Source organism: Acinetobacter sp. ABJ_C5_2 (genome assembly GCF_044538485.1).
In the GTDB taxonomy this organism is placed as follows: domain Bacteria; phylum Pseudomonadota; class Gammaproteobacteria; order Pseudomonadales; family Moraxellaceae; genus Acinetobacter; species Acinetobacter nosocomialis_A.
Window position 1 is genome coordinate 18,653 of record NZ_JBIUCS010000006.1, and the last position, 13,957, is coordinate 32,609.

Below are 13,957 nucleotides of genomic sequence, written 5' to 3' on the forward strand. Positions count from 1 at the left end.
AATAAGGAGAAATAACATGAGCTACCAGAAACTCAGCCGTGACCAGATTGCACAACGTGTGGCACAAGATATTCCCGATGGTGCCTATGTGAACTTGGGTATTGGTTTACCGACCAAGATTGCCAGCTACTTACCTGCTGATAAAGATGTCTTTCTACATTCTGAAAATGGTCTGTTGGCTTTTGGCCCACCACCAGCGGCAGGTGAAGAAGACCCTGAACTGATTAATGCGGGTAAAGAGTTCGTGACCATGCTTGAAGGTGGCAGCTTTTTCCACCATGGCGATTCATTTGCCATGATGCGTGGTGGTCACCTTGATATTGCGGTGCTTGGGGCATTTCAGGTGGCAGCGAATGGTGACTTGGCGAACTGGCACACGGGTGCACCGGATGCGATTCCTGCTGTTGGTGGTGCGATGGATTTGGCGGTTGGTGCCAAGAAAGTATTTATCACTACAGACCATGTGACCAAACAAGGTGAGCCGAAGATTGTGGCTGAGCTGACTTATCCGGTAACGGGTAAGCACTGTGTTGACCGTATTTACACTGACCTGTGTGTGATTGATGTGACCAAAGCTGGTTTAAAGGTGATTGAAAAGGTGGAAGGCCTTAGTTTTGATGAGTTACAGGCTTTAACGGGTGCAACTTTGATTGATGCGACTCAAGGGTAAGGTTTACACAACAAACACCTATTACACAGCATTCACTATCGTGAGAGGCGACATGGATGTCGCCCGTTGGACAGGGAGGCAAGGAAGCCTCCTCTGTTCAACAAAGGTTTTTGTTACTTTTGACCTTTCAAAAGTAAGGTATCGCTTATACAACAAGCTTACGGATATCACAGATTACAGCCGTGATGGTATTCGTTGATATGAAAATTTATAAAGCATCTCAACGGAGTCTTATCTATTTAAGCCAAATACCACCAGCTAATTCGTGTCACTTTTTTAAAAAAGTAACCAAAAATCTTTGTTACTCAGACACAACTTCCTTGTTGTGCTGAGCAACACGGCGACATCCATGTCGCCACCGTGAAATACCTACGGAGAATGGCTAAAAAGGCCTGAAGTAAAGGACAAAAGTTAGAATGAAAAACGCTTATATCATCGATGCCATCCGTACTCCATTCGGCCGTTATGCCGGTGGCCTTGCACCTGTCCGTGCCGATGACCTTGGCGCTGTGCCGATTAAGGCTCTCATGCAGCGTAACCCAAATGTAGATTGGGAACAGGTCGATGATGTGATCTATGGCTGTGCCAACCAAGCCGGTGAAGATAACCGTAATGTCGGCCGTATGTCAGCACTGCTTGCTGGGTTACCGTATCAGGTTCCAGCAACCACCATTAACCGTTTGTGTGGTTCTTCACTCGATGCCATTGCCATTGCTGCCCGTGCTATTAAAGCAGGTGAAGCGAACTTGGTAATTGCTGGTGGTGTAGAAAGCATGACCCGTGCACCTTATGTAATGGGTAAGTCAGACAGTGCTTTTGGCCGTAGCCAGAAGATTGAAGACACCACCATGGGCTGGCGTTTCATTAACCCTAAACTTAAAGAGTTGTATGGTGTAGACACCATGCCCCAGACTGCCGAAAACGTCGCTGAACAGTTCAAGGTCAATCGTGCAGATCAGGACCAGTTTGCCTTGGTGAGCCAACAACGCACCGCAAGCGCGCAAGCCAAAGGCTTTTTTTCTAAAGAAATCGTGGCAGTTGAAATCCCTCAGCGTAAGGGTGATGTTGTTGTGATTGATACTGATGAACATCCACGTGCATCAACCACCCTTGAAGGTTTAAGCAAACTTAAACCTGTGGTTAAAGCAGATGGCACAGTTACTGCGGGGAATGCTTCAGGCATTAACGATGGTGCAGCAGCTCTACTGATTGCTTCTGATGATGCAGTTCAGGCTTACAACTTAAAACCACGTGCCAAGATTATTGCCTCAACAGCCGTAGGTATAGAACCACGCATTATGGGCTTTGCTCCGGCACCAGTCATTAAAAAATTACTAAAACAAGCTAACCTGACTTTAGATCAGATGGATGTAATTGAGCTGAACGAAGCTTTTGCTGCACAGGCTTTGGCAGTGACCCGTGATTTAGGTTTGCCAGACGATAGCAACAAAGTAAATCCAAATGGTGGTGCAATTGCTTTGGGCCATCCACTCGGTGCATCAGGTGCACGCCTAGTGACCACTGCCTTAAATCAGCTTGAACAGACAGGTGGTCGTTATGCCTTGTGTTCAATGTGTATTGGTGTGGGCCAAGGCATTGCTTTGATTATTGAACGTGTTGAAGCACTTTAAGGAGAAACAAATGCCATCTTTTCAATCTGCCGATGCACAAATTAACTATCAAACCTTTGGCGAACAGTCTTCCCCTGCTCTGGTGTTTTCAAACTCTTTGGGCACCAATTATGGCATGTGGCAAAAACAGTTTAATGAATTAAAAGATCAATTTTTTGTGATCTGCTATGACACTCGTGGCCACGGTTCATCATCTACACCTGAAGGTCCATATACTGTAGAGCAATTAGGTGAAGATGTTGTTCGTTTACTGGATCATCTGAATATTAGCAAAGCTGCTTTTTGTGGTATTTCCATGGGTGGTTTAACAGGTCAATGGCTTGCGATTCACTACCCTAACCGTTTTAGTCATGTAGTTGTTGCAAATACTGCCGCTAAAATTGGACAAGAACAGGCATGGCTTGACCGTGCAAAATTAGTACGTGAGCAAGGTTTACAACCGATCGCAGCTACAGCAGCTTCGCGATGGTTTACAGATCCCTTTATCCAAAGTCATGCTTCAATTGTCAACAACCTGTGTAACGACTTAAGTGCTGGCAGCGCAATGGGTTATGCCAATTGTTGTGAGGCTTTGGCTAAAGCGGATGTCCGTGAGCAATTAAAAGATATCAAAATTCCTGTATTGGTGGTTGCTGGAACTCAAGACCCTGTAACAACCGTTGCAGATGGTCAATTTATGCAGCAGCGCATTCCACAATCACATCTTGCAGAAATAGATGCCTCTCATATTTCCAATGTAGAACAGCCAGAAGCTTTTAATAAAATCTTAAAAGATTTTTTAGTAAGCTAATTCCGCTGTTAATAAACTTTATTCATTTCTAAAAAGGCCAATCATGGCCTTTTTTATTCTCTCAAAATAAAAAACTAAATAACTTGTTCGAGAAGGTATAAATATATACCTCAAATGTAATGGAAAATTACATGGATAAATAACAGTATTTTAATTTCATGAACAGGGCTTGTTCATCCGTGACGTGAATCTAAGAAGATTCTTAAATCGCTCACTTCTATTCATAATGAAAGTAAGGATATCTAAATTGAACATATCTATGCTGAACTCTCGGCCTCACCCTACACGCCCTTTAATTAAATATGGAACATTACTTTTAGGTGCGCTTTTAGCGGGTTGTAATTCTTCATCAAGTTTAGACTCAACACCAACACAAAAGCAGATCACGATTAAGCGTGATAAATTCGGTACTCCTCATGTATATGCAAATGATACCTATGGGCTTTTCTACGGTTATGGCTATTCGGTAGCGACTGATCGATTATTCCAGATGGAAATGTCGAAACGTACAGGACAAGGTACAGTTGCCGAGGTGCTCGGTCCCGACTATCTCCAATATGATATTGCAACACATAGCCGTTTTGACCCGGAAAATATTAAACAGCAACTCGCCGCACTCTCACCAGAAGACCGAGCAATTTTTGAAGGTTATGCCGCAGGTTTTAATAAGCGTGTTAAAGAGGTTTTAGCAGATCCAGCTCTTATGCCTAAAGAGTTCACAGATCATGGTTTTAAACCATCAACATGGCAACCTGAAGATATTGCTATGGTTTGGGTAGGCTTAATTTTGAATCGCTTCTTTTCAGCAAGTTCCGAAGTATCAAATTTAGATTTGCTTACGCAACTGCAAAAAGAAAAAGGCCAAGAAGAAGGTCTTAAAGTCTATCAACAATTACGTTGGCTAAACGACCCAAGTGCTCCAACTATTATTCAATCTGCACAAAAAACACAGCTTATAGCGCGTCAACAGCAAATACTTAAAGACATTAGCCCTATTTCAAACAAAGCAGCCAAAACCTATCTAGCTCAAGCTCGCATTGCTTTAGGCAAAAGTGTGGTAGATGGTGTACCTACCGCCAGTAATGCATGGGTCTTAAAAGGTGATAAGACCATTGAAGGCCAAGCAGTTTTATATAATGGCCCACAGCAAGGATGGTATACACCAGCAATTACTTACAGTATTGGTTTACATGGAGCTGGCTATAATTTGACAGGTATAACTCCTGTTGGCTTACCTGCGATTTTATTTGGAACTAATGGCAAAATCGCATGGGGTTCGACGGTAGGTTCACTCGATACTAACGATGTTTATCAACTCACCCTAAATCCAAGTAATTCAAAAGAATATTTATATAAAGGGATATATATTCCATTTGAACACAAGCAAGTAAAAATAAAAGTTAAGAATCAGGCCGACCATGTTTTAGATGTTTATAAGAGTAAACAAGGCTTTGTAAGTACATGGGATGAAAATAATCATACGGCGTATGCGCAAAAACGTAGCTGGGAAGGTGTAGAAATTGAAACCTTATTAGGATGGGCAAATGCAGCCAAAGCCTCAAATTGGGATGAGTTTCTTGCTCAAGCCAAGCGTGTCGCAGCCTCTATCACTTGGTTCTATGCCGATACTAAAGATAATATTGGTGTTGCTGCTTTAGGTCGTTTACCTATTCGTCCTGAAAACCAACATATTCAGCTTCCAGCTAAAGGTGATGGTTCAATGGAGTGGCAAGGTTTTTATGACTTCTCACATAACCCTAAAGAGTACAATCCACAAAAAGGCTATGTCACAAGCTGGAATAACAAAGCCTATGCAGGTTTACGCTCAGATTCGTCAAACTTTTCTTATGTTGATCGGGTCAATGAACTAATTGAACCTTTAGAAAGCAAAGCAAAACTGAGTCAGCAAGAAATTTGGGAAATTAATAAAACAGCTGCATGGTCTGATTTAAATGCACGTTATTTTGTTCCTTCTATGATTCAAGCTGCACAAAGCCCTAAGGCATCACCGTTAGCCAAAAAAGTCGCGCCATTACTTGCCAATTGGGATCTTAAATTACGCCCTGATAGCGAGGCGAAATATTATCAAGGTGCAGCACCAGCAATTACACGTGCATGGCTTAATCAAATGATTGAACTGGTACTCAAACCAAACCTTTCAGAAAATATTTATAAGCGTTATACCGATACGCTTTATCCGGTAAATAATGATCCACGAAGTGCACAGCCAGCGAGTGCATCAAAATTAATCTGGAATGCACTGCAAGGAAAACAGGCAAGCGTTCCTCAGAATGTTGATTTCTTAAAAGGACAAACAGCAGATGAGGTCGTATTAAAAGCTTTAGAAAATGCACTGACTGAACTTTCAAATCAATATCACTCTACCGACCCGAATGACTGGAAAATTCCGGTCGCAACCATGGGCTTTTCTAGCAAAAATTCGGTAGGCATTCCTTGGGCTGATCCATCGTATGAACAACAGCTTAGCACCTATGGAAATACGGGAAGTGCTACTTTTAGAGTGGTCTTAAATCCAAATCAAGTCACCATGTGTTCGATTTTGGCCCCAGGACAAAGTGGTTTTATCAATCAAAATGGAAAACCTGATGCCCACTTTGCAGATCAGCTCCCTTTATTTGAAAGTTACAAGTGTAAAGATGATGCGGTGAGTCAAAAGGAAATCGACCAATCAACTCAACAAAGCATCACTTTAAACTACTAATGTTTTAGTCCAATTTTTATTTTAAAGGCTGAGGTTTGTTATTTATAAAGTGACAAACCTCTTTATTGGCTTAATACCGAATCATGACTGATTTTAATTCGGTGTAATCTTCAATAAATGCATCTGAAAACTCTCTGCCAATTCCCGAAGCTTTTACCCCACCAAATGGAACTGATGGATCTAAGAACGTATGCATATTGACCCACAAGGTCCCTGCTTCAATTTTAGGAATTAAACGTAAAGCTTTAGATAAGTCATTTGTCCAAATACTTGCGGTTAAACCAAAGCGCGACTGATTCATCAGTTGAACAAGTTCTTCATCATTTTCGAATGGCATTACCCCGACTACTGGACCAAAAGTTTCTTCTGAAAATAAAGGATCATCCGTATTTTTGAAGGAAATCAAAGTCGGCTGTACAAAATATCCTGTCTGATCTAGAGCCTCACCACCAGCAATAATCTGGTTGTTGGCTTTAGCCATATCTAAATAATGTTTCACTTTATTAAAATGTGGCTGATTAGAGAGTGGACCAAACATACTTCCTTCATCCATAGCCGATCCAATTTTGAAACTAGAGAGTGCTTTAGAGAGTTTCTCGACAAGTTCATCATGTTTTGTACGGTGGACAAAAAAACGCTCTGGCGATGCACAAACTTGGCCTTGATGTACAAAAGTTGCTTGCAGCAAAGTTGGTAAAATCTCATCAATATTTGCATCAGCCAAGATGGCTATGGCATTTTTACCACCCAGCTCCAGACTTACACGGGTTAAATCACTGCTCATCGCGAGCTTACCAATCGCAATGCCTGTTGGTACTGAACCTGTAAACGAGACTTTCTTAACGAGCGGCGACTCAATTAAATATTGTCCTGTATCACCTTTACCCGTAACCACATTAATCACACCAGCCGGTATACCTGCCTCAATGGCAAGTTCGGCTAAACGCAATAAAGATAAGCTGGCAAACTCACTTGGTTTAAGCACAATGGTACAGCCAGTTGTTAAAGCTGAACCGATTTTCCAAACACCAATCATCAGTGAAAAATTCCAAGGCACAATCCCTGCAACTACCCCCACTGGTTGCCTTAAAGTAAAGGCCGTATATTTCTCACCTTGCATAGAAGGAATAGACGGTTGCATGGTTTGACCATTAATTTTAGTTGCCCAACCCGCAAAATATCTTAAGAAAATAACAGATTGTGCGACCTCAAGATGACGGGAAATATTGATAAGTTTTCCAGTAGACAACGATTCGAGCTGTGCAAGTTCTTCACCATATTGCTCAATTAAATCGGCGAGCTTATTTAGTTTAACGCCACGTTCATACGGCGTAGTTTCAGCCCAAGCATTTTGAAAAGCATGTTCGGCATTTGTTACCGCACTATCTACATCGTTTTGACTACCAATACTAATTTGAGCCACAACTTGTTCAGTCGATGGATTTACAATATCCACTTTATCTAAAAGCTCGGCAGCAACTAATTTTCCATCAATAAAATGTCCATGTTGTCGTGCCATAAATTGCTGTACGCTTTCTAAAATCTGAACTTCACTCATTTTCTTTTCCTCTTTTCATTTCTAAACTTTTGTTATGACAGCAACTACGCGACCTGATTCAAAATAAAGTCTGCACCGCGTTCACCAATCATGATGGCAATTGCATTGGTATTACCACTTGGAACTTGTGGGCAAATAGAACAATCCACCACACGTAAGTTTTTAAAACCATGTACTTTAAGTGTCTGATCTGTGACCGAATCTTGCGGAGCATTGCCCATTTTGCAGCTACCTGCGGGGTGATAAACCGTTTTAATGTTCTGACGCATCCATTTATCAATCGCTTCAATATCATCAGGATCGACATTTGCAGGCTCAACGACTTCTTTGACAATCGCTTTCAATGCCGGTTGTTGTAATAGGCGAAGTCCGGCTTGTACCGCACGGATATTTGCATCAATATCTTCTTGATGGCCTAAATAATTAGGGTCAATAACAGGTAAATCTTTGGGATCTTTACTGCTTAAACGCAAAGTCCCACGTGCTTTTGGCTGTACATGTCCGACTTTAATGGTAAGGCCATGTGCCTGAGCAACTGCTTTTTCACCAGGGGTATTATCAAAATTATCCAGCACAGGTAAAAAATGAAACTGGACATCAGGTCGACCATTGTTATTAGTGTCAATAAAACCACCACCCTCTAAAATATTAGTGGTTAACAACCCTGAACGTGTAAAACACCACTGTAAAAAGTGTCTTACCGCAGTTAAACCTTGATCTTCACCGAGCAGACTATTATTGGTTGTTACTGTCGCATTAACCGACATATGCAAATGGTCGTGAAAATTGTCACCTACAGGTAAGTCACGAATGCATTCTATTCCGAGTTCATCTAAATGCTGTTTTGGGCCAATTCCCGAAAGTAATAAAACCTTAGGACTGCCAATTGCACCAGCGCTCAGAATAACTTCTTTTTGAGCCTGTACAGTAATTGGTGATTTTCCCACAACGCTATAAGTCACCCCAGTAACCTGATCACCTTGAGTTTCAATTTTATGGACTAAGGCATCAGTAATCACCGTGAGGTCTGGGTGATTTTCCACTGACTTTAAATAAGTTTTTGAGGTACTCGCCCGAGAACCGTTTTGAGTAGTAGTTTGATAAAACCCTACCCCCGCCTGATCCCAACCATTAATATCATTGACGTAATTCATCCCCATTTGTTGACCTGCTTTAATACAAGCAAGCGTTAAAGGATGGCGATAGCGGTTTTCACTGACAGGTAAAATGCCATCTTGTCCGTGATATTCATCAGCAAGACTTTCGTTTTTTTCTGCTTTCTTAAAAAAAGGCAGCACATGTTGATAAGACCACTGATTGCATCCCCATTCCGATGCCCATAAATCATAATCCTGTCGTTGGCCTCGACAATAGATCATGCCATTGACCGAGCTTCCACCTCCCAACACTTTTCCTTGTGCAAGGATCATTTCACGATGATTACAATATTTCTGTGGAACCGTCATGTATTGCCATGATTTTTGCTGGAATACTTTAACTACTGTTGCAGGTATCGTATGAAACATACTGCTATCTCGGCTTCCTGCCTCTAGAACAAGAACACGCCCTGCCTTGGCTTCTAATAGTCGTGCTGCGACCACACAGCCTGCTGAGCCAGCACCAATCACGATATAGTCATATTGTTGATTCATCTGATTTTATCCTAATTTTATTTCTATGAATGTACCGCCAATAAACGCGATCTCCTTCGCTCTAATTTAATAGATGTATTGCAGAATTAACTGCGTATAGACATTGGTCTTGTCATCGTAGTTTTGAGTACCACCACTATGGATATCGTGTTTTGGTTTATAAAGGCCAACTAAAGGAATAACGTTGAATTTTTTATTAACCGACCAAACTGAAAACACATCTAGTTCATGTCCATCTACATTAGTTAAGGATTTATTTACTGTTTTGAACTTATAGGCCAAAGCACCCAACATAAAATTTTCTTTTAGATTCATACTGTAAGAAACTTGATGAATATCGGCATTTTTGTTGAATGGACCAGCATAATTTCCAGCAACTTCGCCCTGAAACCATGTACCAAAGCCGACTGTATTTCCATAAAACATCGTGTCGTATTGGTCTGAAAAATGACTAAAACGGTAGCCTAATGAGGGCGTATATTTTGAAGATAACAAGTTATAGTTCAACGCTATGTAGCCAGCATTTTCGTGGCTATCTTTTTTATCTTGAACTACAAACTCAGTTTTAACTTGTAGCTCTGGTAAAGGTTGATAATTCAAACGTAAAGCATAATTTTTAAGATCTTCTCGCCCTGAAACGTGTTCAGCATCTTCTAGGTCTAATACATTTAAGTAAGTGAACCCAACGCCCTTATCTTTAAGCTGATACATCAGATCAGTCACAAAGAGTTCTGGGGAAAATTGTGCTTTATTGTCGGACTTTAAATAAGCCAGCTTTAGCGTTGTATTTTCTTGCGGTTTGTATTGAAGCAAACTTGTAAAATCAAAGCTTCGACGAGCTGCCAGATAATATGCTCCGCCCCGATCTAGTGTGCCGTCCGCGGGCGCTTTACCAAGATTTAACGCATCACCCGCAATGAAGAACCCATCACCAATCATGATATTTTGTCGACCAATACTTAAATCATAGGTCGTTAACTCATCTTTATTGGTGCCGTCTTTAAAACCAATGATCCATTCATTCACATCTGTTTTACGTTCTTTGCCATTACTATTTTGGCCTGCGTCTCCATCACCAAATGTTGCCGAGCTAATACCGCTCAAGCTTGCATAGAGCTGATTGTTTTTAAAGGTGTAGTTTCCCTTCGCACCATATTTAAGATGACCTTCTTGCCAATTGACTCTTTCATCATCTAGGTTTTCGCCGTTATAGCTTTTACCGCTACTAAAAGCCCCAAAAGTTGCTTCAAAAGTTGACTTAATTTCAAGCTCACCAGCATGCACAGTTGAAAAAAATGAGACAAAGAGAGTCCCTCTCACAACCTGAGAAAATAAATTTTTCATTGAGAAATTCCTTTTTTGCGAACGGCCTAACCGTGCTCAAGTGTGGGTAATCGATTCGTTACCCACTCTAGATCATGCACCCGTTTAGTGATGGTCGTGCTGAGTATTTTGCTCTTCTTCACCCAAATTTAAAGTCGGGGTGCTGTCAAAGAAGTTCCAAGGTTTGATGAGTGTATTCACCCATTCTGTTGGCATGATTGGCCACTCTTCAGCACGTGCCACATGGGTTGTCCCTGTTGTCATCCACACCACGAGGTCTTTATTTTCAATATTTTCGTTGTTACCAATGAACTGTCCTAACCCTGTGTCATGAGTCGAACGATTTGAATATTTCCCTTCAGGATAGCGTTCGTCTGGATTGTACTGAGTCACCCAAATTTGCTTATCCATAAAGTTCAAACGTTTAAATAACCATTCATCTTTAGAGAAATTAGCTCCTTTTGCCACAGGGTGTGTTCCACCTGCAAAAGGAATGAGTTGATAAGAAACAGGATTGCCTAATTTATTTTCCTTATTGAAATTCGTGAGTAAGCGAATAGTGGATGGGTCAAATTTTTCAGCTGCATTTTGCTCATTCGTAATGACTTTACTATCAATTTGCATTGAACTTGTACGAACACCGCCTTTGTCATTGGCTTTCACCACTGGGTCCATATGCATAAAGCTGTTGTTTTCCCCATCTACATCCATGTCTAAGCGGAAGTTATAGATGTGCTGATGCGTTGTACCCACAATATTATGGTCAATTAAAGTTCCATATTTGGTGTCTTCTTTTGCGGTACTGTCATGCATGGTGCGTGATTTAACGCCTTTAACAGCTTCAATACCCGTCGCACCCGCATTAATTCCAATTACACCATTTTGGGCAAATACCCAGTCAAACATGTAATCGTAGTTTCCAACCGTACTAATCCAGCGCACGACAAGTTCACGGCGTGCTTCACTCGCATCTTGGTTACCAAAAATTTCGTGATGTTTATATTCAGGTCCTGCATAACGTTCAAACACAGCAATGGCATTTGGAATCACTTGTGGCTGGCCTTTATAATCTGCAATCACAGCATCAAGTAAAACAGCGTTGTCGGGTGCATCAGTTCCCGGAAGAATAGATGAGGTAAGTGTTCCCATACCATATTCGCCAGAGTCCAAATAAGATTTGAAGTACCAACCAATATCAGGGTCACCATATGGAACTACCATTCCACCCAAGTTCCCTTCATACATGACTTTACGCTTAACGCCTTTATCTTTATAGGTCACGGTTGAAAGCTGTAAGCCAACACGAGAATCTAACGCCACATGCAAACACCAGTTGCCCCAATGTATGGTTTGACCTGTAATGCTAAAGTTCTTACCGTCAGGTTCAGAAATATTGAGTGGTTTTAGCTTACTTGCTACGGGCTTATTCGACATATAAGGTCGATTTGCCATCGGCACAGGAATGATCGCACCTTCTTCAATCTTAATAATTTTTTCTTTATCTAAATCGACTACAGCAACTAAATTTTCAATTGGATGCGCCCAATAATTACCATCGCCTACATCGAGGTAAGCGACGACTTTTAATATATTGAGTTGTTTATCCAAACCATCTTTACCGCCAAAATATCCAACAGTTAGCGGTGTAGCAATCACTTTCTTCACATCGGTAATGCCGCGTTTCCGTAAAGCTTCCTGATATTCTTTACTTGTCTCAATTACGCGTTGTACAGCTTCAAAATTATCGAGTAACACCATTCCATGAGTGTCTTTCAGTACATTCCATTTTGTGACTTGTTGAGTGTTAAGATTAACTTCACCTTCAATCGCTTGACTCCCCTTTAACAAAATAAATGAGGCAATACGATCTTCTTTAAATTCTTTGTGATTAATAAAGTAATCCCAAACTTTTGCTTTTTCAGGCTCTTTAAGCTTTAACTCGGCAAAACGCATATTTTTATAGGCATATTTCGAGCGGTTAATCACATCAAATGTTTTTTTAATTTCGTCGGAATTTAAGCTATTGAGCGGATGAAAAGTATTTTCAACTTTAAAGGTTTGATCTAACCCAGACTGGAATACTTCATTAAAAAAATCTTTTCCAATAACAGGTTTACCATCTTTGATTAATAAAGGCACACTGAGCTTGAAAGGTTTGCCATTTATCAAAACCTGATCTGAATTAGGTTTAGCTCGAACCACCATAGAGCCTTTGGTGATCATATAAGTATTGGTAAAATCGTCTTTGACAACTTTAGCACCTTGCTCACTCATGTTTTGATAAAGTGAGACCATTTCGGCCTTGCCACCATGCGCAAATGCTTGAGTGTTGATTCCCCAAAAGCTTGCAGCGATTGATAAGTTAAGTGCCAGTATTTTTTGTATGTCATTCAATAATCGTTGTTTACGCATTGGTTTCATCCTTTTCATCTATCCCTGAACTATCTGAATCAGACAGTTAAAATGCACTTCCTGTGAGTGAAATTCATTAGACTAACTTAATAGTTTTATGGTTATTAAGCTTATCTAACCTGCTCTAATGAATTTAATTTCAACACAGTTACATAGGGCTAGCTTGTTCAAGAATGACGTCGAATTTGTCTAAAAATGACATTGAGAGATGAAAGATTTAAACCGGCATACCCTCTCTAAATTCTTTAGGAGAGATACCATATGTTTTTTTAAAGATCTTTGAAAAATGAGCGCCGTCCCAAAAACCCCATTTCAAGGCAATCTGGGTAATCGAGCTTTGTTTATTCTTTTTATCAAGCAAATCTGCTTTGACTTTTTCTAGGCGTTTGAGCTGTATATATTTGTTAATAGATAAATTTTCTTGAAGAAATAAACGGTAGAGATGACGTAGCGACACCCCAATATGCTCTGCAATTAATTTAGGGGTTAAATCGGGTTTTGCTAAGTTTTCTATAATATAGCGCTCAGCTTTTTCCATCAGGTTATTTGAGCTATTTATATTTTTATAATTAATTGTGGGTTTGATTAAAGCAATTAACGCATCTTCAAAAGCATTGCCATCTTCGGTTGCATACCAAAGCTTAATGTTTTCAGCAGACATATTTTTCAAAATATTCTTGAGTAAAAAACCACTCATATTTTGAGTAATCAGTTTTCCAAAATATTCGGTACTAATATTTTCTTTAAGTAATTTTTCACGCGACAGGTGCACTGAAATCTGGCTTACCAAACCTTGCGGGTACATCGAAATTGTTTCGACCGGGTCGACCAAGACAATATCGCCTTCATTCAAGCTGAGAGTTTCATTTTTATATTCGAGCAGCATTTTTCCCGAATACTGCAAAATCAAAAAACAAAAACGATTATTCACTCGATCGATTTCATCGGCTTTTCGGACAATTTTATTGGCATTGTTTTTAATAAAAGCAATTTCGGTATCACCCAATAAAAAGCACTGAACTTCACCAATGAATAAATTACGGGTTCCGTCAAAATCGGTTTCAAAATTGCCGCACACACTTTTAATATGGTGCGTCCATGTGAGTAATGCATCGCTTACATATTGGTTCATCCCTTACCTCTCTATACATGTATCACCACTCAAAATTTTGCGTTTGTGGTGGTGCACTGTCTTGGCT

9 protein-coding genes are annotated in these 13,957 nt (G+C 40.4%); 4 read left to right on the forward strand and 5 right to left on the reverse strand.

The window, feature by feature from the left end; translation table 11 throughout:
• The first annotated feature begins 16 nt into the window (after positions 1-16).
• The 4 genes from ACH8JV_RS09055 (at position 17) to ACH8JV_RS09070 (ending at position 5,813) form a co-directional block, all read left to right on the forward strand.
• Positions 17-670, forward strand: coding sequence for a 3-oxoacid CoA-transferase subunit B (locus tag ACH8JV_RS09055; RefSeq protein ID WP_004739108.1), 654 nt, complete (start codon positions 17-19; stop codon positions 668-670).
• Positions 671-1,086: 416 nt separating this feature from the next.
• Positions 1,087-2,301: a 3-oxoadipyl-CoA thiolase gene (gene pcaF, locus ACH8JV_RS09060; RefSeq protein WP_396520817.1), complete on the forward strand. Its 1,215-nt coding sequence runs from the start codon at positions 1,087-1,089 to the stop codon at positions 2,299-2,301.
• Between the two features lie 10 nt (positions 2,302-2,311).
• Complete coding sequence (gene pcaD / locus ACH8JV_RS09065) at positions 2,312-3,091, forward strand: 3-oxoadipate enol-lactonase (protein WP_396520819.1); 780 nt, start codon at positions 2,312-2,314, stop codon at positions 3,089-3,091.
• Between the two features lie 259 nt (positions 3,092-3,350).
• Positions 3,351-5,813 carry a penicillin acylase family protein gene (locus ACH8JV_RS09070; protein ID WP_396520821.1) on the forward strand — a complete coding sequence of 821 codons (2,463 nt, stop codon included), beginning with the start codon at positions 3,351-3,353 and terminating at the stop codon, positions 5,811-5,813.
• A gap of 70 nt (positions 5,814-5,883) precedes the next feature.
• Here ACH8JV_RS09070 and ACH8JV_RS09075 read toward each other — a convergent pair whose 3' ends face one another.
• From ACH8JV_RS09075 to feaR, 5 genes are all read right to left on the reverse strand, one after another.
• Complete coding sequence (locus ACH8JV_RS09075) at positions 5,884-7,371, reverse strand: NAD-dependent phenylacetaldehyde dehydrogenase (RefSeq protein WP_396520823.1); 1,488 nt, start codon at positions 7,369-7,371, stop codon at positions 5,884-5,886.
• Positions 7,372-7,415: 44 nt separating this feature from the next.
• Entirely contained in the window at positions 7,416-9,023 is a 1,608-nt protein-coding gene (locus ACH8JV_RS09080) for a GMC family oxidoreductase (protein WP_284091760.1), read from the reverse strand.
• A gap of 66 nt (positions 9,024-9,089) precedes the next feature.
• Positions 9,090-10,307, reverse strand: coding sequence for a hypothetical protein (locus ACH8JV_RS09085; protein WP_396520925.1), 1,218 nt, complete (start codon positions 10,305-10,307; stop codon positions 9,090-9,092).
• 144 nt (positions 10,308-10,451) lie between these two features.
• The gene (tynA, locus tag ACH8JV_RS09090; RefSeq protein ID WP_396520825.1) at positions 10,452-12,767 is read right to left on the reverse strand and encodes a primary-amine oxidase; all 2,316 of its coding nucleotides are present in this window, start codon (positions 12,765-12,767) and stop codon (positions 10,452-10,454) included.
• A gap of 208 nt (positions 12,768-12,975) precedes the next feature.
• Positions 12,976-13,890, reverse strand: coding sequence for a transcriptional regulator FeaR (gene feaR / locus ACH8JV_RS09095; protein ID WP_001077875.1), 915 nt, complete (start codon positions 13,888-13,890; stop codon positions 12,976-12,978).
• Positions 13,891-13,957 lie beyond the last annotated feature (67 nt).